Source organism: Pseudomonas fluorescens, from assembly GCF_040448305.1.
GTDB classification, from domain to species: domain Bacteria; phylum Pseudomonadota; class Gammaproteobacteria; order Pseudomonadales; family Pseudomonadaceae; genus Aquipseudomonas; species Aquipseudomonas fluorescens_BH.
Genome location: NZ_CP148752.1, coordinates 3,095,074 through 3,120,187, shown reverse-complemented (window position 1 = coordinate 3,120,187; position 25,114 = coordinate 3,095,074). Strand labels below are relative to the sequence as shown.

The window sequence follows — 25,114 nt, the reverse complement described above, 5'->3', positions numbered from 1 at the left end:
GAGCTTGCTCGCGATGGCGTCAGTACATTCAACATTCATGTTGGCTGACAGGCCGCCATCGCGAGCAAGCTCGCTCCCACAGTGAGGAAGTACACCCAAAAAGAATCCAATAATTCCAAGAAGGTATCGATATGCGTCTATTGAAATCCATGGTTCCGGTCGCGCTGGCAGCAGTGTTCAGCGCCGGTGTTCAGGCCCAACCCCAGGTCAGCGTCTACAACTGGACCGACTACATCGGCGAAACCACCCTCGCCGACTTCCAGGCCAAGACCGGGATCAAGGTGATCTACGACGTATTCGATTCCAACGAAACCCTGGAAGGCAAACTGCTTGCCGGTCGTACCGGGTATGACGTGGTGGTGCCGTCCAACCACTTCCTCGCCCGCCAGGTAAAGGCCGGCGCATTCCTCAAGCTCGATCGCGAGCAACTGCCGAACGTCAAGAACCTCGACCCGAAATTGCTGGCGCTGCTGGAGAAGAACGATCCGGGCAACTCGCACTCGGTGCCGTACCTGTGGGGCACCAACGGCATCGGCTATAACGTCGACAAGGTCAAGCAAGTGCTAGGCATCGACAAGATCGATTCCTGGGCCGTGCTGTTCGAACCGGAAAACATCAAGAAGCTCAGCGCCTGCGGCGTGTCGATGATGGACTCGGCGGACGAAGTGTTCCCGGCGATGCTCAACTACATGGGCATGGACCCACGCAGCGAAAGTGTCGAGGACTACAAAAAGGCCGAAGCCAAGCTGCTGCAGATCCGCCCTTACATCACCTACTTCCACTCCTCCAAGTACGTCTCGGACCTGGCCAACGGCGACATCTGCGTGGCGTTCGGTTACTCGGGTGACGTGTTCCAGGCCGCCAACCGTGCCAAGGAAGCCAAGAACGGCGTGAACATTGCCTACGCCATTCCCAAGGAAGGCGCCAACCTGTGGTTCGACTTGTTGGCCATCCCCGCCGACGCCAGCAATCCAAAAGAAGCTCACACCTTCATCAACTACCTGCTGGACCCGCAAGTGATTGCCAAGGTCAGCGAGTCGGTCGGCTACGCCAACCCGAATCCGGCCGCCAAGCAGTACATGGACCCTGAGCTGGTCAGCAACCCCGAGGTTTATCCGTCCCAGGAAGTCCTCGACAAACTCTACATCTCCACCACGCCGTCGCAGTCGATCATGCGCCTGATGACCCGCTCGTGGAGCAAAGTGAAGTCCAACAAATGAATCAGTACACCAAGGAACACACCCACTCCTATTACGCAGCGTCTGCCAAAGGCATGAAGCAGCGTCCCGCGCTGGCCTCGGACCTTACGGCCGATGTCTGCGTGGTCGGCGCGGGTTTCACCGGCATCAACACCGCCATCGAACTGGCCCAACGCGGGCTCTCGGTGGTCCTGCTGGAGGCCCGGCGAATTGGCTGGGGCGCCAGCGGGCGCAACGGTGGCCAGTTGATTCGTGGTATCGGCCATGACGTCAGCAGTTTCGCCAAGCACATCGGCGCCGATGGCGTGCAATACCTGGAGCATGCCGGGACCGAATCGGTGCAAGTCGTGGCCAAGCGCATCCGCGAGCACGGCATCGATTGCGACCTGAGCTGGGGCTTCTGCGAACTGGCCAATACCCCTGCCCAGTTCAAAGCGCTCAAGGCCGAGCAGGTGGAACTGATCGAGTCCGGTTATGCCTTTGAAACCCGACTGGTCGCGCCGCAGCAGATCCGTGAACAGGTAGTGAACTCCGGTGTGTACGCCGGCGGCCTGGTGGACATGGGCTCGGGGCATTTGCATCCGCTGAACCTGGTCCTTGGCGAAGCGCAAGTTGCCGAGTCCCTCGGGGTGCGGATTTTCGAGCAAAGCCCGGTGCTGGAGTTGATCCATGGCAGCACGGTGCAGGTCCGTTGCGCTGGTGGCACTGTGAGTGCAGGCACGTTGGTGCTGGCCTGCAACGCGCACCTGGAAGAGTTGGAACCGAAGCTCAGCGGCAAAGTACTCCCGGCAGGCAGCTACATCATCGCCACCGAGCCGTTGTCGGAAGACGCCGCTGCAAAACTGATCCCGCACAACCTCGCGCTGTGCGACCAGAAGGTCGGCCTGGACTACTACCGGCTCTCGGCTGGCCGGCGTTTGCTGTTCGGCGGTGCCTGCCATTACTCCGGGCGCGATCCTTCGGACATCAGCGCCTACATGCGCCCGCAGATGCTCAAGGTGTTCCCGCAACTGGCCGATGTGCGCATCGACTATCAGTGGGGCGGCAAGATCGGCATCTCGGCCAACCGCTTCCCCCAGGTTGGGCGCCTGAGCCAGCACCCGAACGTGTTCTACGCCCAGGGTTACTCCGGCCATGGCCTGAACGTGACCCACTGGTGCGCGAAGTTGTTGGGCGAAGCGATCCATGCCGGCCACAGCCAAGGCTTCGACGTGTTCAGCGCCGTGCCGCACATGACCTTCCCCGGCGGACGCGCTCTGCGTTCACCCTTGCTGGCCCTTGGCATGTTCTGGTATCGGATGCGGGAAGTGCTGGGTTGACCACCGGGCGCCTGATGCGAGTTGTCCCTCGCTTCAGGCGTCCCGGCAGGTCAGGTGGGGCTGCGGCGACCTCTAGAGATCGCCGCGCACATTCATTGAGGCATCTGGATGTTAATGCCCTCCTTCTGCATTTCTTCCCGTACCGACTGGAATTTCTGGTACTTGGACAACTCGATCGGCCCGTCGTAGGTCATGCTTTGCATCTTGCGTGGCGGGTATTTGATGTAGGTCTGCATCAGTTTGTTGATCGCCTGACTGATCGGCACCATTGTCCAGGTACGCTCGGTGATGTTACTCGGCGACAACTCGTTTTCGGTGAAGTAGAACCACTCTTTACGTCGCTCGATTCATCCCCCCTGCGGCGGATAGTGTTCACGTTGCGACTTTCGATTTGCTCAATTGCAAGTCACCTCTATATTGAGGGGGTGCTCTGAACTTCCTGCCTTCTGTTGAGCTTGACCCATGGCGACTACTGATCAGCTGATCATCTGCGAGCACTGCGACAGCGTGTACCAAAAAGTAACGCTCGCCAAACATCAAAAAACCCTGTGTACGCGCTGTGGCGGCGTGCTTCAGCGCTATAACGGCCTCACGGTGGAACAGCGTCTTGCGTTGACCTTCACCGCGTTGATGCTCTGGATATTCGCCAATTTCTATCCGGTGATGAGCATCAACCTCAAAGGCGTGAAGAACAGCGCAACGCTCTGGGACTCGGTGCTGGCCCTGAGCCTGGGACCTATCACCTTCATCGCCATGGTGGCGGCAATCGCCATGATCATCGCGCCGATTTTCCAGTTGCTGCTGCTGATCTGGGTGCTGGGCTTCGCCCTCGCCCGGCAACGCTCGCCCGGATTCAAATTCTGCATGCGCTGGCTGGAAACACTGAGGCCCTGGAGCATGCTCGAAGTCTGCCTGCTGGGTGCCATGGTCGCGGTGATCAAGCTCGCCGGACTGCTCGATGTGTTGCCCGGCATCGGCTTGTTTGCCTTGGCTGCGTTGAGCCTGATGATGATCCGCATCGCCGGGCGCGACATCCGCGAACTATGGGACATTGTATGAGCACGCCTCCTTACGCCGACGAGCTCAACCTGTGCCTGTGCCACACCTGCGGGCTCGCCTGCGACATGACCTTCGAGCCCCACGAATGCGAGCGTTGCGGTGCACCGCTGCACCGGCGCAAAAACAATTCGCTGACACGCACCTGGGCCTACATGATCGCGGCTCTGGTGTTCTATATCCCGGCCAACCTGTTGCCGGTGATGAACACCGAAATGGTCGGCCATGGCGCCGACAGCACGATCATGAGCGGCGTGCTGGAGTTCTGGGAGGCCGGAGCCTGGGACATCGCCCTGATCATTTTCATTGCCAGTATCGCGGTGCCGGGCATCAAGTTCGTCGCCATCACATTGCTGCTGGTCACCGTGCAGCGCGACAGCGAGTGGGCACGTAAAGAGCGCTCGACGCTGTACCGCTTCGTCGAGGTCATCGGTTACTGGTCGATGCTCGATGTGATCGTGGTCGCCCTGGTGGCCTCGCTGGTCAAGTTCCAGGCCCTGGCCGATATCGAACCGCGCCCGGGCATTCTGTTTTTTGGTCTGGTGGTGGTATTTACCATGCTGTCGGCAATGAGTTTCGATCCACGCTTGATTTGGGATAAAGAACGGGAAAACCCACACAATGAGGAGGTCACGGATGAAGTCACAAGCCACTGACGGGCCGCAAGCCCCCGGGCTCGCGCCGATCAAGACCCGCCGTTTCAGCGTTTCGCTGGTCTGGATCGTTCCGATCGTCGCGGTGCTGGTGGGTATTTCGCTGGTGGTTCACAGCATTTTGCAACAAGGACCGACCATCGTTGTCACGTTCAAGACCGGGGACGGCCTGACCGCGAATAAAACCGAGGTCAAATACCGCAATGTCGTGATTGGTCATGTCTCCGATGTGGAGCTCAGCGGTGACCAGAAGAGTGTCAACGCCACCATCAAACTGGAAAAGCAGGCCGAAAGCTTTACCCGCGAAGATTCGCAGTTCTGGGTCGTGCGGCCGCGCATTGGCGCGGGCGGTGTGTCCGGTATCGATACGCTGCTGTCGGGCGATTACATCGGTGCCGATATCGGCCAGGCCAACGGCCGGGCAAAAAACTTCAAGGGGCTGGAAAACCCGCCACCCATAACCTACGGCGAGCCGGGCAAGCGTTTCACCCTGTTCACCCAGGACCTGGGGTCGCTGGATATCGGCTCTCCGGTCTACTACCGCAAGATCCCGGTGGGTCAGGTGGTGGCCTACGCGCTGGACCCGGATGGCAAGGGCGTGAACATAGAACTGTTCATCCATGCACCCCATGACAAGTACGTTACCGAAAACACCCGTTTCTGGAACGCCAGCGGCATTGATGTGAACGTCGGCGCCAACGGTTTTGCGGTCAAGACCGAGTCGTTGTCTTCCTTGCTGGTGGGCGGCATTGCCTTCCGTGCGCCCGACTACAGCCCCGGCGATAAACCTGCTGCCGCAGAGTACGCCTACGAACTGTTCGAAGACCAACAAACCGCCCTCGCCCCGCCTAACGGCAAGCCGCAGTACCTGGCCATGCGCTTCGACCAGGCACTGCGCGGGCTCAAGGTCGATGCCCCGGTGGAATTCCTCGGCGTGGAAATCGGCAAGGTGGTGGCGGTCAATCTGGATTACGACGAGACAAAGCGTTCCTTTCCAATCAACGTCGGTATCGTGATCTACCCGCAGCGCCTGGGCCAGGCCCACATCAAAATGCTCAAGGCGCTCAAGCATGATCCCAATGACGAAGCCGCTGGCGTGCGGCTGATCGGCACCTTCATCGAAAACGGCCTGCGTGCCCAGGCCCGCACCGGCAACTTCCTGACCGGCCAGTTGTACATTGCCCTGGATTTCTACCCCAAGGCCGACAAAGTCGCCTTCGATGCAAACGCGCGCCCGGTCATGATTCCGACCCTTCCCGGCAGCCTTGAGCAATTGCAGGAAAAACTCGAATCCATGGTCGACAAGATCAACAAACTGCCGATCGAGCGTATCGCCGGCAATCTCGATGGCAATCTCGTTGAACTGCGCAAAGGCATGATGCAATTCAACGGCAAGATCTTGCCTGGTGTGCAAACCACCTTGTCGGACGTCAGCAAGACGCTGGAAACGGCCAATACGACCCTGCAATCCGCCAGTTCGACCTTGGCCGATGACTCGCCACAACGGGAAAAACTGGGGCAGACCCTGGATGAACTGGGACGCACGTCGAGATCCTTGCGTGATCTTTCGGATTACCTGGGACGGCATCCGGAATCGCTGCTTCGCGGCCGTCCGAACAATGCCGCACCCATGGATCTGCAAGGGCCACCGCGCAATTGAACACAGGAGCAACACCCATGGCTTTTCCGCTGAAGTTCACATTGGTCACCGCGATGTTGCTGCTCGCCGCCTGCCGCAGTGACCCGATTCAATTCCACACCCTGACCCCGGCGCAGCAGGGCGATCATTCAAGGACCACCGTTGGGGTGATCCAGATCGAGACGATCAGCGTGCCGCCCCAGGTCGATCGAGCGCAGATCGTCATTCGCGAGGGCAACAGCGGCCTGGCGATCCTGGAAACCCAATGGTGGGGCTCGACCCTCGTGGACGAATTGCGCAGTGCGCTGGCCGACCAACTGAGCAACAGTCCTGTACAAGGCCGACATTCGGTGCGGGTCGATGTGCAGCGTTTTGACTCGGTCCCCGGCCAGTACGCCTTGATGGACGTGGAATGGCGCCTGCGCAGTGCCAGCACCGGCGACACGGCACGGGTGATTTGCCGCAGCGCCTTGCAAACGCCTTCGGGCGCGAGCGTCGATGACCTGGTGCTTGCCCAGCAAAACAACGTCAAACGCCTGGCCGCGCTGATCAGCCAGGCTGCCGCCAGGCCACAGGCGAGTTGCCCTTCGCCCTGAACGCCTTCCCCCCGGATTAACGGCGACAAGTTCGCCGTTAATCCATCCCGACTGTTTCCTGCTGTCATTCCCCGCGACAGGCGGCCAGCAGCAACTGGCACCGTCAAGTGCGCCGAGGCGCACGACAAAAGGCGGCCGGGGGCAGCACGATATTCTGATCGACGGTATCGTTTGATCGACGAGTCGAACCACAGTGGATACAGTGCTGCTAATCTGAATGAAAATTACATGTATTAACGGTTTTTTTGACGTTATTTTCTCATTTGGATCTCTACATTTCCCGCACTTCAAAAACATGCAAATGATTCGCATTGGTTAACTGGCGTTTGAATGCGCATGACTTTCAAAAAATGCACCAGGAGCAGCCCGCAGAATGATTCCAAAAATCCCTTCGTTCTTGAAAAAAGCCCTGCTGGCCACCGCTTTGCTAAGCGCTGGCCAGGTCTATGCCGCTGACTCCGTCGGCATCGTGGTGTACAACGCGCAACACGCAAGCCTGACCAAGGCCTGGGTCGAGGGATTTACCCAGGAAACCGGTATTCCCGTCACCCTGCGCAACGGTGATGACACCGAGATGGGCAACCAGATCGTGCAGGAAGGCGCGGCTTCGCCGGCGGACGTATTCCTGACCGAAAACTCCCCGGCCATGGTCCTGGTCGACAACGCCGGGCTGTTTGCGCCTGTCGATAAAAACACGCTGGAGCAGGTTGACTCCGCCTACCGTCCGGCCCATGGCAAATGGGTAGGGATCGCCGCACGCTCCACGGTGTTCGTCTACAACCCGAGCAAACTGCCGGAAGCCGACCTGCCGAAATCGATCATGGACCTGGCTTCGCCGAGCTGGAAGGGTCGCTGGGGTGCATCGCCCGGTGGTGCTGACTTCCAGGCCATCGTCGCAGCAATGCTCGAACAAAAGGGTGAAGCCGCCACGCTGGATTGGCTCAAGGCGATGAAAACCAACTACGCCAACTACCGCGGCAACAGTTCGGTCCTCAAGGCGGTGAATGCCGGACAGATCGACAGCGGCGTGATCTACCACTATTACAGCCTGGTGGATCAGTCCAAGACGGGCGAAAACAGCAAGAACACCGCCCTGCACTATTTCAAGCACAAAGACCCGGGCGCTTTTGTCAGCATCTCCGGCGGCGGCGTCCTCGCTTCCAGCAAACACCAGGAACAGGCCCAGGCGTTCCTCAAATACATTACCGGCAAGGATGGCCAGGCTGTCCTGAAGAACGGCAAGTCGTTTGAATACGCCGTGGGCAAAGGCGCTGCATCCAACCCTAAACTGGTGCCTCTGAATCAACTCGATGCGCCGACTGTCGATGCTTCGAAACTCGACAGTAAAAAAGCCGTGGAGCTGATGACACAGGCCGGACTGCTCTAAATTGATGCCAGAAACCCTGCCAGCGGGGGTCGCTGAGGCGACACCCGCACATTTGCGTCGACGTTCCCGTGGAGTCTTTGCGGGACGTGGCGGTGTATGGGTGATCGGTTTGTCGGTGCTGGTTTCATTACTGGCACTGCTACCGATCGCCTACGTTATTGGCGTGTCCCTGCAGACCGGCTGGTCAACCGTTGTGGCCCTGGTGTTCCGACCTCGGGTCGGTGAACTGCTGGTCAACACCGTGTTGCTGGTGCTGCTGACGATTCCCTTGTGCGTCGCCCTGGGGGTGACGCTGGCCTGGCTCACAGAACGCACGAATCTGCCGGGGCGGCGCTGGTGGTCGTTGCTGGCCACCGCGCCGCTGGCGGTGCCTGCGTTCGTTCACAGCTACGCCTGGGTCAGCCTGGTGCCACCGATTCACGGCTTGTTTGCCGGTGTCCTGGTCTCGGTCATCGCCTACTTCCCGTTCCTGTATTTGCCGGTGGCGGCCACCTTGCGCCGGCTCGATCCGGCCATCGAAGACGTCGCCGAATCCATGGGGCTCAAACCCTGGAAAGTGTTTTTCCGCGTGGTGTTGCCGCAATTGCGCCTGGCGATCTGCGGCGGCGCCTTGCTGGTCGGCCTGCATCTGCTGGCCGAATATGGCCTGTACGCCATGATCCGCTTCGACACCTTTACCACCGCGATCTTCGATCAGTTCAAATCGACCTTCAACGGTGCGGCTGCGCACATGCTGGCCAGTGTCCTGGCGCTGTGTTGCCTGGCGATGTTGACGGCCGAATCCGCCGCCCGGGGTTCCGCGCGTTACGCTCGCGTCGGTTCGGGAAGCGCCCGGGAGCAACGGGTCGTGCGCCTGAACCCGACCTCCACCCTGCTCTCGCTGACGCTGCAAATCGTGACCTGCGCCCTGGCCCTGGGCGTGCCCTTGATTACCCTGGGTAAATGGCTCATCGCCGGCGGTGTGGAAGTCTGGGACATGGCCGAATTGTTGCCCGCACTGGAGCAAACCCTGCTGCTCGGCATCGCGGGCGCGGCGCTGACCACCTGCGCGGCGATCCCGATTGCCTGGCTGTCGATCCGCTACCCCGGTCGAATGCAACGGGTGCTGGAGAGCTGCAACTACATCACCAGTTCCTTGCCTGGCATTATCGTTGCCCTGGCGCTGGTGACCGTCACGATCCATTTTGCCCGGCCGATCTACCAGACCACCTTCACCGTGCTGCTGGCGTACCTGTTGATGTTCTTGCCCCGTGCCCTGGTGAGCCTGCGCGCAGGCATTGCCCAGGCCCCGGTGGAACTGGAAAACATGGCCCGCAGCCTTGGCCGCTCGCCGGCCCGGGCACTGTGGCTGATCACCCTGCGCCTGGCCGCACCGGGGGCTGCCGCCGGCGCGGCGCTGGTGTTCCTGGCGATCACCAACGAATTGACCGCCACCCTGCTGCTGGCCCCGAACGGCACGCGGACCCTGGCGACCGGGTTCTGGGCCTTGACCAGCGAAATCGATTACGCAGCCGCTGCGCCCTACGCCTTATTGATGGTTGTGCTGTCGCTTCCGTTGACCGGACTCCTTTATCACCAATCGAAAAAAACGGCTGGCCGATGAACACTCTTGAATTGAATGCCCTCTACAAGTCCTATGGCGCCCATTGCGCCCTGGACAACGTCAGCCTGTCGGTGCCCAGCGGCAGTCGCACGGTCATCGTCGGCCCTTCAGGCTCAGGCAAGACCACGTTGCTGCGGATGATTGCCGGCTTCGAGTTCCCCGATTCCGGCCGCCTGTCGCTCAACGGCCAGACCCTGGTCGACGGCACCCACGAAGTGCCGGCCCATCAACGTCTGATCGGCTATGTGCCACAGGACGGCGCACTGTTCCCGCACATGACCGTGGCGGCAAACATCGGCTTCGGCCTGGCGACCAAGGGCACTGAAAAACAGCAGCGCGTCGCCGAACTGATGGACAGCGTGGCCCTGGAGGCGAAGATGGCCGAGCGCTGGCCCCATGAATTGTCCGGTGGCCAGCAACAGCGCGTGGCCCTGGCCCGAGCCCTGGCGCAACAGCCACGGCTGATGCTGCTGGACGAGCCGTTCTCGGCGCTCGATACCGGCTTGCGCGCCGCCATGCGCAAGATGGTTGCGCGGCTGCTGGAAGACGCGGGCGTCACCACCATCCTGGTCACCCATGACCAGAGTGAAGCCCTGTCGTTCGCCGACCAGTTGGCGGTGATGCGTCATGGCCGACTGGTGCAGTCAGGGCATCCGCTGGACCTTTACCGTTATCCCGAAGACGAACAGACCGCCTTGTTCCTGGGGGATGCCGTGGTGATGCCCGCGCGCATCGAGGCCGGTTGGGCCCATTGCGACCTGGGGCGGATCCCGGTCAACAACCACCGCAACAACAGCTCGGCGCAGATCATGCTGCGACCCGAACAGCTGCAACTGGCCAGCATCCTCCCCAGTGACCTGGAAGCCAGCGGGTGCCGGGCGGTGGTCACCGATCGGGACTTCAGCGGCAACACCTGCACGCTGACGGTGGAACTCCAGTCATTGACTCGTAGCGAGCAACCGGGCCGATCACTGCTGGTGCGCAGTTCCGGCATGTATGCACCACCCGCCGGCAGCTCGGTTCAGGTCTCGACCATCGGCCATGCCCATGTACTGAGCGAGATGTGATCGTTCACAGATCGAATCGATCCACCGCCCGACGCCGCTCGTTGTCATCGCGCACATCGTAGTTGGCCGTGGTCTGGATATTGCTGTGGTGCGCCAGCTTCTGCGCAATCGACAAGTCATGCTCTTCGATTACCCGGGTAATGAATGAACGCCGGAAGTCGTGGGGCATGATTTTCACCCCGACCTGCGCGCCCCGTTGTCGGGCGATGTAGTAAATCGCGTGTTTGGTGATGCGTTCACGGGTGATGTGGCTGCCACGGCGGATGCGGTTGAACAGGAACGGATCGTCCGGCTCGCCGTCCTTGAGCAACGAACGGCGCAGCTCGAGCCAGGCTTCAAGCTTGGCGAAGGCCCAGGCCGGGGCGTACTTGATCAACTGTTTGTTGCCCTTGGCGGTCACCCGCAGGCTGCGCTCGGTGAAGTCGACCTGGTTCAGCTCCAGGTTCACCGATTCGGATTTGCGCATCCCGGAACCGTACAAAATCCCGATGATCGCTGCATCCCGCAGGCCTTGTGGCCGCGGATCGGCAGCGCAGACCGCCATCAACTCCTGGATCAGCGTGCGCCTGAGATTGCGCCCCTGGGACAGCCGTGTCCCGGCCATGCCCTTCACGGTACGCATCTTCAACAGGTGCTCCTGAGAGATCAGGCTCATGCGCCACGCTTCGTTCATCACCCCGCGCACTGCGTTGACATACAGCGAAGACGTGTTCGGCGCATAGCCGTCCGAACGCAAGGTAGCCACCAGCGCAATGACGTCCTCGGGCTGCAGATTGTGCCAGGGAATTTCCTCGATATCGTGGTCTTCGAAACCCAGGCGGTCGGCAGCATCCTGCAGCACATAACGCATGGTCAGTTGGCTGGACGGCGCCAGTCGCGCCAGATACAGGGTCAGTGGATTGGTGATGGGGGTGCGGGAATCAGTTACAGGTAAGTCAATCAAACGAAACGGCCTTGAATTAAAACAGTTCAATGAAACAACTAAGAAGTAAAAAAACAATGATGTAAAGCCTAATTGCGTTTACAGCCCCAGAGTTGCCCAAGAGACAGGCATTTCTCCCTTTTCCCGGCCCTGTATCGGCGACGAGGAAATCACTGCCGTAGGGCATGCCGCTGTTCTTCAGGCCTTGCGCCCGCTGCAGTGCTGGGCAGCCTGGGCATTGTCCTGGGGGTTGAAACGGCCGGAAGTGGCTTTTTTCAACACGATACGCGAATTGAAATATGGCCTTGCCTATCCTGACTCGATTTTGATTATTCCTCAGGTGGCACCATGAGCCCGCTATTGCTGCTGGTCGCCTGTCTGCGACCTGCCTGGAAAGCCTTGGCGTGGCATTGCTCACCCTCGGCGTCATAACCATCAATTCTCGACCAGCTCGTGCGCCTGAATCAAGGAATGCCCCATGAGAATCAGTGTATTTGGTAGCGGATATGTCGGCCTGGTGCAGGCAGCGGTATTGGCGGAAGTCGGCCACGACGTGGTGTGCATGGACGTTGACGAGAATAAGGTCGAACTGCTCCAACAGGGCCACGTGAGTATTTTCGAACCCGGGCTTGCCAGCCTGGTACGCGAAGGTCTTGACGCCAGACGGTTGCAATTCACCAGCGACGAAAAATTCGCGATACAGCATGGCCAGGTGCTGTTCATCGCGGTCGGTACACCTTCCCGGGACGACGGCTCGGCGGACTTGCGCTACGTGATGTCGGTAGGCGACGCCGTGGCCCGTCATCGCGAGCAACCGGCGATCCTGGTGGAGAAGTCCACCGTCCCGGTCGGCACCGGGGATGCCTTGCGCACACACATCGACAAACGCCTGCTCAGCGCTGGGCGCGTATTGCAGTTCGATATCGTCTCCAACCCGGAGTTCTTGAAAGAAGGTTCGGCCGTGGCCGACTGTCGACGCCCGGACCGAATCGTCATCGGCTGTGAACGCGAAGAAGTGCGTGAGGTGATGCGTGACCTGTACTCGCCCTTCAACCGCAATCATGAACGCATCATGTTCATGGACCTGCGCAGTGCCGAGCTGACCAAGTACGCGGCCAACTGCATGCTGGCGACCAAGATCAGCTTCATCAACCAGATCGCCGAACTGGCCGAGCACCTGGGCGCCGACATCGAATCGGTGCGCCTGGGCATCGGCGCCGACTCGCGTATCGGCTATCACTTCATCTACCCCGGTTGCGGCTACGGTGGTTCATGTTTCCCCAAGGACATGCGCGCCCTGATTCACAGCGCCGAACAGGCCCATTGCTCCAGTGACCTGCTGCAAGCGGTGGAAGCCATCAACGAGCGACAGAAATTCAAGCTGTTCGAGCGCATCAACGCGTTCTACAAGGGCGACTTGCGTGGTAGGACCTTTGCCTTGTGGGGTCTGGCGTTCAAGCCAAACACCGACGACATGCGCGATGCACCGAGCCGGGTGTTGCTCGAATCCTTGTGGGCCGCCGGGGCGAATGTCCGTGCGTTCGATCCGGAAGCCATGCAGGAAACCCAGAAGCTGTATCCCGATGAATCGAAGCTGATGCTCATGGGCACGCCCGAGTCGGTCTTGTCCGGTGCCGAAGCACTGATCATCTGCACCGAATGGCAACAGTTCAAGGCGCCGGACTTCGAGCTGATCCAGCAGCGGCTCAATGCACCGGTGATCTTCGACGGCCGCAACCTGTACGACTCGGACCGTCTGGCACGCATCGGTTTCACCTACTTCCCGATCGGCCGGGGCGAGTCGAGCAAATTGCCGATTCCGTACCAGCAATGGTTTGCCGAGTCAGTGGTTGCCTGAACACCCTGATCCCCCTGAAAAACGACCGCACTCTGATCCTGTTCACCGCCGGCTGCCTGCTCAGCACCGTGGTGCACGGACGATTTACCTTTTACCTGTCGCAGTACCTGCTGGTGACCAGCAATCCCCGGCACACCATGGAAATCATGGCCGCCCTGCTCGCCTGCATTATGCCTTGAGTGCACTCGCTGCCCTGGGTGGTTTGCTGTGCTACACAAGCGGCCGACGGGGCGTTTTAAAGCAATATTAATGCACTGAAAGCTCATTAATATGAATTTGTCAGTAGCTGGATTGAACGGCACACTGTGCGCGTTCCTCCCCCAACAGTTGGAACAACTTCAAGGGCTTTCTGGGTTCCCCAGCTAAGCCTTTTTTTTGCATGGATTTTTTCTGCCGGAGTTTTCTCGGAATGCTTGCTCGCTGGTTGCCTGCCGCCATCAACACCCGCCCCACCGAATGGAGCCGCGCCGCCATCGGCATGGCCTTGGGGACACTGATGAGCGTGTGGCTCTGTAGCCAGGTGTTCGGCATCGAGGTGGCCCAGCACCTGATCGGCCCGCTGGGGGCTTCGGCGGTGCTGTTGTTTGCCGTGTCGTCGGGCGCGCTCGCCCAACCCTGGTCGATTCTCGGCGGCTACTTATCCGCCGGGGTGATTGCCTTGCTGGTGGCCCATGTGTTGGGCCGAACCCTGGGTAGCGCTTGCCTGGCGGCGGGCATGGCGTTGATCCTGATGTGCTGGCTGCGCTGCGTGCATCCACCGGCCGGTGCATTGGCCCTGACCCTGGTGCTGGCCGATCCGGCGACCATTGCCATGGACTGGAGAGCCATCGGACCGGTGATGCTCAGCGCGGCGACGATGCTGCTCTGTGCCCTGGCCTACAACAACCTGACCCGCGTTCGTTACCCCAAGAGTGCCAGCGAACCGGTGGCCAGGATTCCTGCCGATCACCTGCCGGTCGACCGTCAGGCCATCACCGCCGAAGACCTGAAACTGGCGTTGGCCGACATGGAAGCGTTCTATGACGTCACGCCCGAAGACCTCGAACAGTTGATCCAGGCCAGCCAACTGCACGCCAAACGCCGCAGCGTGGGCGAGGTGCTCGCCCCACGGCTGTAAGTCACTGTTTTGGAGGTTCTTTTGCCGTGGCCGGGCGGTTCTGGCATCCTGCGCCTCCATTTTCTGACCCGGCCCGCCTTCTGGCACGCAAACCACCATGACCGCCTCCGAAAAAGCCCCCGCTCCACGCCACAGCGACCTGATCTACGGCCTCGATGACCGCCCGCATCTGACCGCCACCGTCTTCGCCGCCCTGCAACACGTGCTGGCGAGCTTCGTCGGCATCATCACCCCGACGCTGATCATGGGCAGCGCCCTGGGCCTGCAAAGCGAAATCCCCTACCTGATCAGCATGGCGCTGTTCGTCTCTGGTCTGGGCACCTTCGTGCAGGCGCGGCGCTTCGGTCCGGTGGGCTCTGGCCTGTTGTGCCTGCAAGGCACCAGTTTCTCGTTCATCAGTGTGATTCTCAGCGCCGGCTTCATGGTCAAGGCCCGGGGCGGCGGTACCGATGAGATTCTCTCGACCATTTTCGGCGTGTGCTTTTTTGCCGCGTTCATCGAGGTGGTGTTGAGCCAGTTCATCGGCAAATTGCGCATGCTGATCACCCCGGTGGTGACCGGCACGATCATCACGCTGATGGGCTTGTCGCTGATCAAGGTCGCCATGACCGACATCGCCGGCGGCTTCGGCGCCCCGGACCTGGGTGCTGCCAGTCACTTGGCCCTGGCGGCACTGGTGTTGGGAACCATCGTGGTGTTGAACCGGGTGGACGTGCCGTTTCTGCGCCTGGGGGCGATTGTCATCGGCCTGACCCTGGGCTACGGGGTGGCATGGCTTATGGGCCAGGTCGATTTCAACAGCCTGCCCGAAGTGCCGTTGATGAGCGTGCCGGTACCCTTCAAGTACGGGTTCTCCTTCGATTGGGTGGCGTTCATCCCGGTGGCGGTGATCTTCCTGGTGTCGCCGCTGGAGGCCGCCGGTGACCTCACGGCCAACTCGATGATCTCCCGGCAACCGGTCAAAGGCCCGGTGTACATTCGCCGGATCAAGTCCGGCCTGCTCGCCGATGGCCTCAACTCGGCCATGGCCGCGGTGTTCAACAGCATGCCGATGGTGACCTTCGCCCAGAACAACGGGGTGATCCAGCTCACCGGCGTGGCCAGCCGCTACGTGGCGTTTTTCATTGCCGGATTACTGGTGGTGCTTGGCCTGTTCCCGATGATCGGCGCGGTACTGCAACTGATGCCGAAACCGGTGCTGGGTGGCGCGGAACTGGTGATGTTCGGCACCGTCGCGGTGGCCGGGATCAAGATTCTCGCCGAGGCCGGCCTGCATCGGCGCAACATGCTGATCGTGGCGATTTCCGTCGGCATGGGCCTGGGCGTGGCCGCCGTGCCGGAAGTCCTGCGGGAACTGCCCAAGGCCCTGCACAACATTTTCGAATCGCCCATCACCGTCGGCGCGCTGTGCGCTATCGTTCTTAATATCTTCCTGCCCGAGGAATTCATCGAACTGGAAGAGGACGAATTCGATCCGGAGGCCTCGGTGCTTCAGGTCATGCAGAACCCCGATGTGACCGCCAGGGATGAACCCGCAAAGCCTGCGATGGTCGCACAGTCGAACCACTAGACGGACTCAAGGGCTGAGCCGCTGGCGGTTCAGCCCTTTTTCAGATGAGAGCACGTCCATGCGCAGCGTCCACGCGGTCCTGATTTCCCTCCTGCTCTGCCTGAGCGCCTGTTCCTCGCTACCCAATCGAGACCCGTTGAGAATCAACGTCGTGGGTGTCGAGCCCCTGCAAGGCGAGGGCATGGAAGTGCGATTTGCCGTGAGAATCCGCGTGCAGAACCCCAATGACACCACCCTCACCTACAGCGGTGTCGCCCTGGACCTGGACATCAACGGCCAGCCCTTCGCCTCTGGCGTCACCGATGAGCGGGGTACGATCGGGCGTTTTTCCGACACCGTCGTCAGCGTGCCGGTCAGCGTTTCGGCGTTTTCGGTGATCCGCCAGACCTATGGCATCAGCCAGATGAAAACGCTCAACAACATGCCCTACGTCCTGCGCGGCAAGCTCTCGGGTGGCGTGTTCAACACGATGCGTTTCGTCGACAGTGGCACGCTCAATCTGCCAATGGCGACCACGGGCAGCCGTCGAACGCCTGCGAAGAAATGACGGTTGCGCCGCTGAACTTACTCAGTGTCATTGAGAATCAGGCTGCGGTAATGCCCCGGATTTGACCCCGACCACTTGCGAAACGCCTTGTAGAACGAACTGACGTCAGCGAACCCCAGCCGCGTGGCGATTTCACTGAAGCTGATCGCCGGTTCGGCCAGCCAGACAATCGCCAGCTCCTTGCGCACGCCGTCCTTGAGGCCTTGGTAGGTTTGCCCCTCTTCGGCCAGTCGACGGCGCAGGGTTGAAGCCGACATGCACAGGCGTTGCGCCAGGGCTTCGGTTTCCGGCCAGTGTTCGCCCGGCAGGTGGCGCAAGTCGTGTTTGATGCGGCTGGCCAGGCTCTGCGGATCGCGGTACTTCACCAGAATGTTCGCCGGCGCACGGGCCAGGAATCGCTCGAGTTCTTCAGGGCTGCGCTTGATGGGCAGGTCCAGGCAATCGGCGGAGAAAATCATCCGCGTGCGTGGGCGGTCGAAGCGCAGGTTCTCGGAAAACATCACCTGATAGTCATCGCAGAAATCCGGCTTCGAACAGCGCAGTTCGATGGCCAGGATCGGAATCCGCCGTCCAGCCAGCCAGCAGGCAACACCGTGCACGATCATCCAGTAGGTGAAATAGGTGAAGGCCCGGCGCGGGTCCTTGTCGTCCTCCAGCAGGACGATTTCCGCCAGGCTTTGCTGACGCACCAATTGCGCTGGCAGGTGTTCGAGGATCAACGACAAAAACCCCAGGCCGCTGGCCACTCCCGCCGCCACGTTGGGCTGGAGCATGGCGCTGCGACACAGGAACGCAAAGCTGCCGGATTTGAGTTTGCGTGGGTCCATGCCAAAGAACTCATCATCCCCGCGCCGTGCCAGCAACCGCCACAGGCGCGCATAGGCCGTGGCCGGAACACGGGCGTCGGTGCTGCCCAGCAGCTGCGGGTCGATGCCGACCTTGCTCAACACCTCATCCGTGGCGATTCCTGGCGCGCAGCTTTGCAACAGTGCTTCACGCACCAGTTGAATGGAGATGGTGTCTTTTTCCGACATGGATCGCGGCAAGCCCTGTTCTTGTTCGAGTGGGGGGCATATTAGCTGAAACCGCTACCGCACCGCCGCCCCCACACTGGATCTGCGTCGCTCACAAATGCTGTGAACAGCCCGGATCCCCTGTGGGAGCGAGCTTGCTCGCGATTGCTTTTCTGAGATCCACCGGCTTTACAGAATGCGGTAAAGCAACCGCTCGATCCGCACGCGACTCACGCGCTTGAGGAACTTGGCCACGCCCGTCGGGTATTCGGCCAGGGTTTCCAGGTTCTGGAAGTGCTCGATGCGACGGGTGTGCTGGAAGATCTCTGCCAGCTCTTTGCGACGCGGCTCCAGCAGTTCGCCATGGGGATCATCGATCAACAAGGCGTTTTCCAGATCGAGTCGAAACGCCCGCGGGTTGAGGTTGTTGCCGGTCAGCAAGGTATAGCGCCGGTCGATCCACATGCCCTTGAGGTGATAGGTGTTGTCGCCATCACGCCACAGGTGCAGGTTCAACTGGCCGCTGTCGATGTTGCGCTGATGACGCTTGGCGAACCGGCGCAAGCTGATTTCGTACAGGTACGGCAGCGCCGAAATGACCCGGAACGGTTCGCTCGGCGGAATGTAGAAGTCGTTGGCCGTCTTGTCGCCGACCACAATGTCGATCTTCACCCCACGGGCCAGCGCGCGGTTGATCTCGCGGATGATCGCCAGCGGCAGGTTGAAGTACGGGGTGCAAATGATCAGTTGCTGCTGGGCGCTGGCGATCAGTTCGCAGATCACCCGGTTCAGCGGATTGTTCTTGCCGACGCCGAGCAGCGGGCTGACGGACAAACCGGTCCTGTCGGTGGTGCCCTGCGTGGTGTCGTACGCCGCGTGCTTGAGGCGGCTGCGCAGGTCACCGATGTCATTGCGCAGGCTGCGGGTGGTCGGCAGGTTCGGCAGGTCGAGGCGGTGCACCGCCTTGGACGCCACCAGGCCGTGCTGCACCAGGTGCTCCATCGAATCGGCCAGTTCACGATTGTGCAGCAGGTGATAGCGGTCGTAGCGGTACTTGTCGAACTTGTGCAGATAGACGTTGTTCAGGCTCGCGCCGCTGTAGATCACGCAGTCATCGATCACGAAGCCTTTAAGGTGCAACACACCGAACAATTCGCGGGTTTGTACCGGGACGCCGTAGATCGGCACTTCGCTGGCATGGGTGCGGGTCATTTCCTGATACCAGGCGGAGTTGCCCGGTTGCTTGCCGGCACCGATCAGGCCGCGCTGGGCGCGCAGCCAGTCGACGACGACCACCACGTCCAGTTCCGGACGCGCCAGTTTGGCCGCGTGCAAGGCATCGAGAATTTCCTGGCCGGCCTCATCCTGTTGCAGGTACAGCGCAACGATGTAAATGCGCCGGGTCGCGCTGGCGATTTTCTCCAGCAGGCAACGACGGAATTCGGCAGCGCCGGAGAGGACGCTAACGGCATCGGCCGTCAGCGGAAAACTGCGCAACTTGGGCAGCAGGGAGCGTTTGAAAAACGACGGCATAGGGCTCGCAGTGGGTCGAATCCGAAGAACCCGTGAGCTTACACCATGCAAAGGTTCGGGTCTTGTTACTGTCTGTAATGTCCCCTTCGCGAGCAGGCTCGCTCCCACAGGAGAATGCAATTCAATGTGGAAGCGAGCCTGCTCGCGAAGACAATTTGTCAGACACCACAAAAAACCGATTGACCAAGGAGAACGATCGTTCTACTGTTTGCCGCATGAACGAAATCACTAGCAATGACACACGCGACATCATTCTGGATGTCACCGAAAAGTTGATCTACAAAAGTGGCATAGCCGCCACTGGCATGGATCTTCTGGTGAAAACCGCCGGCGTCTCCAGAAAAAGCATCTACCGCTACTTCGCCAACAAGGACGAACTGGTGGTGGCCGCCCTGCAACGCCGCGACCAGCGCTGGATGCACTGGTACAGAGGCGCAGTCGGCCAGGCACAAACCCCGGCCGAGCGACTGCTCAACCTGTTTACCGTGCTCAAATCCTGGTTCGCCTCCGAAGGTTTCCGCGGCTGCGCCTTCATCAACACCAGCGGTGAAACCGGCGACCCGCAGGACCCGGTACGCCTGGTCGCCAAAGAGCATAAACAGAAGCTGCTCGACTACCTGTGCGAGCTGTGTACCGAACATGGCGCCGAGGATCCGCAGCTGCTGGCCAGACAGCTGCTGATCCTGATCGACGGTGCCATTACCGTGGCGCTTGTAATGGGTGATCACAGTGCCGCCGATAATGCGCAATGCATGGCGCGAAAGTTATTAGACCTGTAGCAACTCAATCAAGCTCGACACAATGTTTGAACTTTAACTTGATACGGAGACTTGAAATGTCTAATGCCGAAATTCGTCCGCCATTACCCCCTTTCACCCGTGAATCGGCCATTGAAAAAGTTCGCCTGGCCGAAGACGGCTGGAACTCTCGCGACCCGGAGCGCGTGTCCCTGGCCTACACCCTGGACACCCAATGGCGCAACCGCGCCGAGTTCGCCCACAACCGCGAAGAAGCCAAGGGCTTCCTGACCCGCAAATGGGCCAAGGAGTTGAACTACCGGCTGATCAAGGAACTCTGGGCATTTACCGACAATCGCATTGCCGTGCGTTATGCCTATGAATGGCACGACGACTCGGGTAACTGGTTCCGCTCCTACGGCAACGAAAACTGGGAGTTCAACGAAGACGGCCTGATGGCCCGTCGCTTCGCCTGCATCAACGACATGCCGATCAAGGAAAGCGAGCGCAAGTTCCACTGGCCGCTGGGGCGTCGGCCGGATGATCATCCGAGTTTGTCGGACCTTGGCCTGTAAACACTGATCAAACTGTAGGAGCGAGCCTGCTCGCGATAGCGATCTATCAGTCAACATGAATGTTGAATGTGATGACGCCATCGCGAGCAGGCTCGCTCCTACATTGGTTTTGTGTTGTGCAGGTGGTTAAGATGCTGCCCTTCCCTGCAGCCTCTTTCTGCACCCGCCGAATAAGCCGATCCCATGCCTTTCGAACTCAGCGTTGACCTCTCTACCCTGGCCATCCTGGCCCTTGTCGCTTTTGTTGCCGGTTTCATCGACGCCATCGCCGGTGGTGGTGGGCTGTTGACCACCCCGGCCTTGCTGACCGCAGGCCTGCCGCCGCACCTGGTGCTGGGCACCAACAAACTCAGTTCGACCTTCGGCTCGGCGATTGCCAGTTTCACCTTCTACCGGCGCAAGCTGTTCCACCCCGCGCAATGGGTACATGCCATCGTCGGTACCCTGGTCGGCGCGCTGACCGGTGCCGTGGTCGCGCATTACCTGCCAGCGGAATGGCTGAACAAAATGCTGCCGGTGATCGTCTTCGCCTGTGGCGTTTATCTATTGTTTGGCGGCACGCCGAAAGCGCCGCTGGACAGCAACGCACCGATCAAGAAAAAGTGGCAGTCGACCCAAGGCTTCAGTCTCGGCTTCTATGACGGCGTGGCCGGTCCCGGCACGGGCGCGTTCTGGACCGTGAGCAGCCTGCTGCTCTACCCCGTCGACCTGGTGAAAGCCAGCGGCGTAGCGCGCAGCATGAACTTCGTCAGCAACGCGGCGGCGCTGTCGATCTTCATCTTTTCCGGTCAGGTGGACTGGGTCATCGGCCTGTGCATGGGCTCGTCGTTGATGGTCGGCGCCTTCTTCGGCGCCCGCACCGCCATCAGTGGCGGCGCGAAATTCATTCGTCCGGTGTTCATCACCGTGGTGCTGGGCCTGACCGTGCGCCTAGCCTGGCAGCACTGGTTCAGCGTGGCCTAAGCGCCGCGCCACATAGACGTCGATCAGGTAACGGGCAATCGAGCGTGACGCCGGCAACGGCGGCAGCTCGTGCACGTTGAACCACTTGGCGTCCTCGATCTCGTCTTCCTGGCAGACGATCTCGCCACCGGCATATTCGGCGTGAAAGCCGAGCATCATCGAGTGCGGGAACGGCCAGCACTGGCTGCCCATGTACTGGATATTCCTGACCTCGATGCTCACCTCTTCACGAACCTCGCGAATCAGGCAGTCCTCGGCTGATTCACCCGGCTCGGCAAACCCCGCCAATGTGCTGTAGACACCGCTGACAAAACGCGGCGAGCGTGCCAACAGCACTTCATCGCCTCGAGTCACCAGTACGATCATGCTCGGCGAAATCCGTGGGTAGCTGCGCAGATCGCACGGTTGGCAATACATCGCCCGTTCGCGCGGCACCTGGGCCATGGCCTGACCGCAGTTACCGCAAAAACGGTGTTCACGAGCCCAGGTACCGATCTGTGCGGCGTAACCGAGCACCTTGTAGAGCGTGTGATCGCCTTCGAGCATGAACACCCGCAACCCTTTCCAGTTGCAACCCGGCACTTCGCTATGACTGCGCAGTTCCAGCAGATAGACCGGCTCGCCATCGAGATGACCGATGCCATGTTCGGCAAGAATCGGCAGGTCCTGACGCTTCAGCCATTCGCGCGCGAACAGCGCGCCATTGTCATCGAACAGAAAGCCTTCGGGGCTGCGCGCGATGGCCCAGCCGCCGGGTTGATCGGTGTCCAGTACTGCGGTGGTCCAGCGAGGAATCATGGTTAATCAATCCAGAAATTCGGGTTTCTGTTTGCTCATATGGGCGGCCATGGCCACGCGCAGATCGGTGGATTGCAGCATGGCGGCGTTCCAGGTGGCGATGTATTCGAGGCCGTCATCGATGCGATGGTCACGCATGTAGCTGATCATCTCCTTGGTGCCGGTGACGGCAATCGGCGACTTGCTGGCGATTGTGCAGGCAATGCCCATGACGCCGTCGAGCAGACTGGCGTTGTCGCTGTAGACACGATTGACCAGGCCCATGCTCCGCGCTTCGTCGGCGCCAAACGTGCGACCAGTGTAAGCCAGTTCGCGCAGCATGCCGTCACCGATGATCCGCGGCAAGCGTTGCAGCGTGCCAACGTCGGCGGCCATGCCGATGTCGATTTCCTTGATCGAGAACTGTGCATCCTCGGCGGCATAACGCATGTCGCACGCGGCAATCAGGTCGATGGCGCCCCCCAGGCAGTAACCCTGAATGGCCGCAAGCACCGGTTTGCGGCAGTTATCGACCGCATTGAACGACGCTTGCAGGGTGAGAATCTTGCGCCGCAGCAGGCGCGCATTGCGTCCGACGTCCTTGCCCAGTTCATTGGCCACACCGGCCAGCATCATCAGGTCGATACCCGAGGAAAAATGCTTGCCTGCCCCGCTGAGGACCACCACGCGCACTTCATCGGTGTCGTCGATCCACTGGAAGATCTCGACGATCTCGCTCCAGAACGCGGCGTTCATCGAGTTGATCTTCTCCGGACGGTTGATCTGCACATGGGCGATTTTATCGACCAGTTCGACGTTGAACGCAGTGTACTGAGACATGCCAATGATCCTTTTGCGGGCAAAAATGAGGCCCGAACTATAACAAGGCACCAAGGTGGGCAGTAAGGCAGTGGTTCGGCCAAATGCAGGACTCAAAAGTACGCACCACAACGGTGCGCATCTGATAAATCACGTCGCACATTTATGTGACTGCCCAGTGACTTTTTGAGGCCAAAACGCAAAAAAACATGCACTTCGTCGGGGCGTTTGCACCTCGATCAGGCACGTCCGTACCGCTACAAACCGATTGTCGAACAATTTTGCCATCTGCCCTTTACCGCTCTAAGTTCTGGCCTAGACTCATTTTCTCAAAGCGAAACCGGTCGGTCACAAAATGGAAAAATAGTCGAAACTTTTTCCAATCCCGATCGGTCCTCTGACAAGAAGGTGCGTTGCGACTGGTGCAATCTTTGCAACGGCTGATTCAACCCTTTTGCCTAGACGCATTGGGCAGCGCTTGCTCACTGATGCGTAGCGCGTTTGCGCCGGCCACGGGAATTGGCCATGGAACACCGTTTGCCAGACCTAAGAATTAGATCAACAACACGGGAGATTCATATGATCAGTACGGCTTTGGAAATACAGGGAGAGCGTGCTCATCAGGTCGGCGAATCGAGCGCCGTTACTGCCGCAAACACCCAACCCGTCAGCGTTCCAGGCACCAGGACGTTGACCCCGGCAGCCAAGCAGAATCCGAACCGTAAAAAAGTCCTGTTCGTCACCTCGGAAATTGCCGACCTGGTGAAAACCGGTGGCCTGGGCGACGTTTCCGCGGCCCTGCCACGGGCCATGGCCCATCTGCACGATGTACGGGTGTTGATCCCCGGTTATCCGCAGGTGCTGCACAGCGAAAACCCCATCCATATCATCGGTGAGCTTGGCGGTCATGCTGCGCTGCCACCGTGCAAGATCGGGCGCATGGACATGCCCGATGGCCTGGTCATTTACGTACTGATCTGCCCCGAGCTCTACGAGCGCGAAGGTTCGCCCTACGGCGCCAACAACGGCCGCGACTGGCCGGACAACCATATCCGTTTCGCCCGCCTGGGCCTGGCGGCGGCCGATATTGCCGCCAACCTCGCGCAGATCCACTGGTGCCCGGACCTGGTGCACGCCCACGACTGGCCTGCTGGCCTGGCTCCGGCCTACATGCACTGGCGTGGGCAGCGCACGCCGACGCTGTTCACCATCCACAACCTGGCTTATCAAGGCGTGACCAGCCTGGGCTCGTGCCCCGAACTGGGCATTCCCCATCACGCGCTGCAACAGGAAGGCATGGAGTTCTACGGCAAGATGTCGTTCCTCAAGGCCGGCATGGCCTATTCGAGCCACATCACCACGGTCAGCGCGACCTACGCCCAGGAAATCACCACCCCGGATTTCGGCTGCGGTCTCGACGGGTTCCTTGCCGCCAAGACCCAGCAAGGCCTGCTCAGCGGCATTCCCAACGGCATCGATGAAAGCTGGGATGCGGCGACCGATCCGCACCTGTTCTGCCCGTTCAACATCGGCGACTGGGATGGCAAGGCTGTGAACGCCGCCCATGTCCGCGAACTGTTCGGCCTGGAAGATTCCGAAGGGCCGCTGTTCGCCGTGGTTTCGCGGCTGGTCTACCAGAAAGGCCTGGACCTGACCGAAGCGGTGTCCGAGTACATCGTCAAAAACGGCGGGCAGATCGCGATCATCGGCCGTGGCGAGCCGGAAGAAGAACAGTCGATGCGCGAACTGGCCCTGCGTTTCCCCGGGCAGATCGGCGTGCGCATCGGCTTCAACGAAACCGACGCCCGGCGCATGTTCGCCGGCAGCGACTTCCTGCTGATGCCCTCGCGTTACGAGCCATGCGGCCTGAGCCAGATGTACGCCCAGCGCTTCGGCTCGTTGCCGGTGGCACGCAACACCGGTGGCCTGGCCGACACCATCGAAAACGGCGTGACCGGTTTCCTGTTCGATGAATCCACGGTGCAGAGCTACCAGGAAGCCCTGAGCCGCGCGTTCAAGGTGTTCGCCTTTCCCGACCTGCTGCACGCCATGCGCTGCCGGGCCATGGCGGCGCCGTTCAACTGGTGCAAGGCGGTCGAACCCTACGCCGAGCTCTACGAACAGCTTGTGGCTAAAGCATTGGGGAAATCGAACAAACAGTAAG

The 25,114-nt window shown here is 60.3% G+C and carries 23 protein-coding genes and 2 pseudogenes; 19 read left to right on the top strand and 6 right to left on the bottom strand.

All coding sequences use genetic code 11. The features are described 5' to 3' along the window. Nucleotides 1-131 precede the first annotated feature (131 nt). Both WHX55_RS14070 and WHX55_RS14065 read left to right on the top strand, forming a co-directional pair. On the top strand, nucleotides 132-1,220 hold the full coding sequence (locus WHX55_RS14070; protein ID WP_353742923.1) for a polyamine ABC transporter substrate-binding protein: 1,089 nt from the start codon (nucleotides 132-134) through the stop codon (nucleotides 1,218-1,220). Continuing rightward, on the top strand, nucleotides 1,217-2,518 hold the full coding sequence (locus WHX55_RS14065) for an FAD-binding oxidoreductase (protein WP_353742922.1): 1,302 nt from the start codon (nucleotides 1,217-1,219) through the stop codon (nucleotides 2,516-2,518). Before WHX55_RS14070 ends, WHX55_RS14065 begins: the two co-directional genes overlap by 4 nt. A 92-nt stretch (nucleotides 2,519-2,610) precedes the next feature. Here the strand turns inward: WHX55_RS14065 and WHX55_RS14060 are convergent, their stop codons facing one another. Then, nucleotides 2,611-2,823 (bottom strand): hypothetical protein, encoded by a 213-nt coding sequence (locus tag WHX55_RS14060; RefSeq protein WP_224789082.1) that lies wholly within the window; start codon nucleotides 2,821-2,823, stop codon nucleotides 2,611-2,613. A gap of 157 nt (nucleotides 2,824-2,980) precedes the next feature. On the opposite strand from WHX55_RS14060, the gene WHX55_RS14055 reads away from it, so the two are divergent. The 7 genes from WHX55_RS14055 to WHX55_RS14025 all read left to right on the top strand — a co-directional run bounded on the left by WHX55_RS14055 (nucleotide 2,981) and on the right by WHX55_RS14025 (nucleotide 10,519). Beyond that, a complete protein-coding gene (locus WHX55_RS14055; RefSeq protein ID WP_150756068.1) occupies nucleotides 2,981-3,577 on the top strand; it encodes a paraquat-inducible protein A in 597 nt (198 codons plus the stop codon). Continuing rightward, the gene (locus tag WHX55_RS14050; protein ID WP_150756067.1) at nucleotides 3,574-4,230 is read left to right on the top strand and encodes a paraquat-inducible protein A; all 657 of its coding nucleotides are present in this window, start codon (nucleotides 3,574-3,576) and stop codon (nucleotides 4,228-4,230) included. Before WHX55_RS14055 ends, WHX55_RS14050 begins: the two co-directional genes overlap by 4 nt. Beyond that, nucleotides 4,211-5,887 carry an MlaD family protein gene (locus WHX55_RS14045; RefSeq protein ID WP_150756066.1) on the top strand — a complete coding sequence of 559 codons (1,677 nt, stop codon included), beginning with the start codon at nucleotides 4,211-4,213 and terminating at the stop codon, nucleotides 5,885-5,887. The genes WHX55_RS14050 and WHX55_RS14045 overlap by 20 nt, the downstream gene beginning before the upstream one ends. Before the next feature lie 17 nt (nucleotides 5,888-5,904). Next, nucleotides 5,905-6,462 carry a PqiC family protein gene (locus WHX55_RS14040; protein WP_150756065.1) on the top strand — a complete coding sequence of 186 codons (558 nt, stop codon included), beginning with the start codon at nucleotides 5,905-5,907 and terminating at the stop codon, nucleotides 6,460-6,462. 373 nt (nucleotides 6,463-6,835) lie between these two features. Next, nucleotides 6,836-7,849, top strand: coding sequence for an iron ABC transporter substrate-binding protein (locus WHX55_RS14035; RefSeq protein ID WP_353742921.1), 1,014 nt, complete (start codon nucleotides 6,836-6,838; stop codon nucleotides 7,847-7,849). A gap of 4 nt (nucleotides 7,850-7,853) precedes the next feature. Next, nucleotides 7,854-9,452, top strand: coding sequence for an iron ABC transporter permease (locus WHX55_RS14030; protein WP_150758110.1), 1,599 nt, complete (start codon nucleotides 7,854-7,856; stop codon nucleotides 9,450-9,452). Beyond that, nucleotides 9,449-10,519 carry an ABC transporter ATP-binding protein gene (locus WHX55_RS14025; RefSeq protein WP_353742920.1) on the top strand — a complete coding sequence of 357 codons (1,071 nt, stop codon included), beginning with the start codon at nucleotides 9,449-9,451 and terminating at the stop codon, nucleotides 10,517-10,519. Before WHX55_RS14030 ends, WHX55_RS14025 begins: the two co-directional genes overlap by 4 nt. Before the next feature lie 4 nt (nucleotides 10,520-10,523). On the opposite strand, the gene WHX55_RS14020 is transcribed toward WHX55_RS14025, so the two are convergent. Beyond that, complete coding sequence (locus WHX55_RS14020; RefSeq protein ID WP_150756061.1) at nucleotides 10,524-11,462, bottom strand: tyrosine-type recombinase/integrase; 939 nt, start codon at nucleotides 11,460-11,462, stop codon at nucleotides 10,524-10,526. 371 nt (nucleotides 11,463-11,833) lie between these two features. Here WHX55_RS14020 and WHX55_RS14015 point away from each other — a divergent pair. The 6 genes and pseudogenes from WHX55_RS14015 to WHX55_RS13990 all read left to right on the top strand — a co-directional run. Continuing rightward, nucleotides 11,834-11,923, top strand: a pseudogene (locus WHX55_RS14015) (4-amino-4-deoxy-L-arabinose-phospho-UDP flippase); the annotation flags it as partial. Beyond that, nucleotides 11,920-13,299 (top strand): UDP-glucose/GDP-mannose dehydrogenase family protein, encoded by a 1,380-nt coding sequence (locus tag WHX55_RS14010; protein WP_150756060.1) that lies wholly within the window; start codon nucleotides 11,920-11,922, stop codon nucleotides 13,297-13,299. The pseudogene WHX55_RS14015 and the gene WHX55_RS14010, both read left to right, overlap by 4 nt. 2 nt (nucleotides 13,300-13,301) lie before the next feature. After that, a pseudogene (locus WHX55_RS14005) lies at nucleotides 13,302-13,466 on the top strand (MFS transporter); the annotation flags it as partial. Nucleotides 13,467-13,708: 242 nt separating this feature from the next. Next, nucleotides 13,709-14,416 carry an HPP family protein gene (locus WHX55_RS14000; RefSeq protein WP_150756059.1) on the top strand — a complete coding sequence of 236 codons (708 nt, stop codon included), beginning with the start codon at nucleotides 13,709-13,711 and terminating at the stop codon, nucleotides 14,414-14,416. A 97-nt stretch (nucleotides 14,417-14,513) separates the two neighbouring features. Next, nucleotides 14,514-15,986, top strand: a complete 1,473-nt coding sequence (locus WHX55_RS13995; protein WP_353742919.1) for a nucleobase:cation symporter-2 family protein — start codon at nucleotides 14,514-14,516, stop codon at nucleotides 15,984-15,986. 58 nt (nucleotides 15,987-16,044) lie between these two features. Beyond that, complete coding sequence (locus WHX55_RS13990) at nucleotides 16,045-16,533, top strand: LEA type 2 family protein (protein WP_353742918.1); 489 nt, start codon at nucleotides 16,045-16,047, stop codon at nucleotides 16,531-16,533. Nucleotides 16,534-16,550: 17 nt separating this feature from the next. Here the strand turns inward: WHX55_RS13990 and WHX55_RS13985 are convergent, their stop codons facing one another. Together WHX55_RS13985 and pssA are read right to left on the bottom strand one after the other, a co-directional pair. Then, the gene (locus WHX55_RS13985) at nucleotides 16,551-17,567 is read right to left on the bottom strand and encodes an AraC family transcriptional regulator (protein ID WP_353743050.1); all 1,017 of its coding nucleotides are present in this window, start codon (nucleotides 17,565-17,567) and stop codon (nucleotides 16,551-16,553) included. Between the two features lie 168 nt (nucleotides 17,568-17,735). Beyond that, on the bottom strand, nucleotides 17,736-19,079 hold the full coding sequence (gene pssA / locus WHX55_RS13980) for a CDP-diacylglycerol--serine O-phosphatidyltransferase (protein ID WP_353742917.1): 1,344 nt from the start codon (nucleotides 19,077-19,079) through the stop codon (nucleotides 17,736-17,738). Nucleotides 19,080-19,294: 215 nt separating this feature from the next. Here pssA and WHX55_RS13975 point away from each other — a divergent pair, with 215 nt between their 5' ends. From WHX55_RS13975 to WHX55_RS13965, 3 genes are all read left to right on the top strand, one after another. After that, complete coding sequence (locus tag WHX55_RS13975; RefSeq protein ID WP_353742916.1) at nucleotides 19,295-19,858, top strand: TetR/AcrR family transcriptional regulator; 564 nt, start codon at nucleotides 19,295-19,297, stop codon at nucleotides 19,856-19,858. Between the two features lie 56 nt (nucleotides 19,859-19,914). Further along, nucleotides 19,915-20,391, top strand: a complete 477-nt coding sequence (locus WHX55_RS13970; RefSeq protein ID WP_353742915.1) for a nuclear transport factor 2 family protein — start codon at nucleotides 19,915-19,917, stop codon at nucleotides 20,389-20,391. 183 nt (nucleotides 20,392-20,574) lie between these two features. After that, entirely contained in the window at nucleotides 20,575-21,354 is a 780-nt protein-coding gene (locus tag WHX55_RS13965; protein WP_150723998.1) for a TSUP family transporter, read from the top strand. On the opposite strand, the gene nudC is transcribed toward WHX55_RS13965, so the two are convergent. Both nudC and WHX55_RS13955 read right to left on the bottom strand, forming a co-directional pair. Continuing rightward, on the bottom strand, nucleotides 21,322-22,152 hold the full coding sequence (nudC, locus tag WHX55_RS13960) for an NAD(+) diphosphatase (protein WP_353742914.1): 831 nt from the start codon (nucleotides 22,150-22,152) through the stop codon (nucleotides 21,322-21,324). The genes WHX55_RS13965 and nudC overlap by 33 nt on opposite strands. 6 nt (nucleotides 22,153-22,158) lie before the next feature. Continuing rightward, nucleotides 22,159-22,971 carry a crotonase/enoyl-CoA hydratase family protein gene (locus tag WHX55_RS13955; RefSeq protein WP_150724000.1) on the bottom strand — a complete coding sequence of 271 codons (813 nt, stop codon included), beginning with the start codon at nucleotides 22,969-22,971 and terminating at the stop codon, nucleotides 22,159-22,161. 558 nt (nucleotides 22,972-23,529) lie between these two features. Here WHX55_RS13955 and glgA point away from each other — a divergent pair. After that, on the top strand, nucleotides 23,530-25,113 hold the full coding sequence (gene glgA, locus WHX55_RS13950; RefSeq protein ID WP_151214676.1) for a glycogen synthase GlgA: 1,584 nt from the start codon (nucleotides 23,530-23,532) through the stop codon (nucleotides 25,111-25,113). Nucleotide 25,114: the final 1 nt, after the last annotated feature.

What these genes read in the sequence shown, in the direction of transcription:
- WHX55_RS13985 (WP_353743050.1), bottom strand. Translation starts at nt 17,567, where the DNA reads ATGTCGGAAAAAGACACCATCTCCATTCAACTGGTGCGTGAAGCACTG.
- WHX55_RS14000 (WP_150756059.1), top strand. Translation starts at nt 13,709, where the DNA reads ATGCTTGCTCGCTGGTTGCCTGCCGCCATCAACACCCGCCCCACCGAA.
- WHX55_RS14030 (WP_150758110.1), top strand. Translation starts at nt 7,854, where the DNA reads ATGCCAGAAACCCTGCCAGCGGGGGTCGCTGAGGCGACACCCGCACAT.
- WHX55_RS14040 (WP_150756065.1), top strand. Translation starts at nt 5,905, where the DNA reads ATGGCTTTTCCGCTGAAGTTCACATTGGTCACCGCGATGTTGCTGCTC.
- WHX55_RS14070 (WP_353742923.1), top strand. Translation starts at nt 132, where the DNA reads ATGCGTCTATTGAAATCCATGGTTCCGGTCGCGCTGGCAGCAGTGTTC.
- WHX55_RS14065 (WP_353742922.1), top strand. Translation starts at nt 1,217, where the DNA reads ATGAATCAGTACACCAAGGAACACACCCACTCCTATTACGCAGCGTCT.
- WHX55_RS14050 (WP_150756067.1), top strand. Translation starts at nt 3,574, where the DNA reads ATGAGCACGCCTCCTTACGCCGACGAGCTCAACCTGTGCCTGTGCCAC.
- WHX55_RS14025 (WP_353742920.1), top strand. Translation starts at nt 9,449, where the DNA reads ATGAACACTCTTGAATTGAATGCCCTCTACAAGTCCTATGGCGCCCAT.
- WHX55_RS13975 (WP_353742916.1), top strand. Translation starts at nt 19,295, where the DNA reads ATGAACGAAATCACTAGCAATGACACACGCGACATCATTCTGGATGTC.
- WHX55_RS13990 (WP_353742918.1), top strand. Translation starts at nt 16,045, where the DNA reads ATGCGCAGCGTCCACGCGGTCCTGATTTCCCTCCTGCTCTGCCTGAGC.
- nudC (WP_353742914.1), bottom strand. Translation starts at nt 22,152, where the DNA reads ATGATTCCTCGCTGGACCACCGCAGTACTGGACACCGATCAACCCGGC.
- pssA (WP_353742917.1), bottom strand. Translation starts at nt 19,079, where the DNA reads ATGCCGTCGTTTTTCAAACGCTCCCTGCTGCCCAAGTTGCGCAGTTTT.
- glgA (WP_151214676.1), top strand. Translation starts at nt 23,530, where the DNA reads ATGATCAGTACGGCTTTGGAAATACAGGGAGAGCGTGCTCATCAGGTC.
- WHX55_RS14055 (WP_150756068.1), top strand. Translation starts at nt 2,981, where the DNA reads ATGGCGACTACTGATCAGCTGATCATCTGCGAGCACTGCGACAGCGTG.
- WHX55_RS13965 (WP_150723998.1), top strand. Translation starts at nt 20,575, where the DNA reads ATGCCTTTCGAACTCAGCGTTGACCTCTCTACCCTGGCCATCCTGGCC.
- WHX55_RS13995 (WP_353742919.1), top strand. Translation starts at nt 14,514, where the DNA reads ATGACCGCCTCCGAAAAAGCCCCCGCTCCACGCCACAGCGACCTGATC.
- WHX55_RS14035 (WP_353742921.1), top strand. Translation starts at nt 6,836, where the DNA reads ATGATTCCAAAAATCCCTTCGTTCTTGAAAAAAGCCCTGCTGGCCACC.
- WHX55_RS14010 (WP_150756060.1), top strand. Translation starts at nt 11,920, where the DNA reads ATGAGAATCAGTGTATTTGGTAGCGGATATGTCGGCCTGGTGCAGGCA.
- WHX55_RS14045 (WP_150756066.1), top strand. Translation starts at nt 4,211, where the DNA reads ATGAAGTCACAAGCCACTGACGGGCCGCAAGCCCCCGGGCTCGCGCCG.
- WHX55_RS13955 (WP_150724000.1), bottom strand. Translation starts at nt 22,971, where the DNA reads ATGTCTCAGTACACTGCGTTCAACGTCGAACTGGTCGATAAAATCGCC.
- WHX55_RS13970 (WP_353742915.1), top strand. Translation starts at nt 19,915, where the DNA reads ATGTCTAATGCCGAAATTCGTCCGCCATTACCCCCTTTCACCCGTGAA.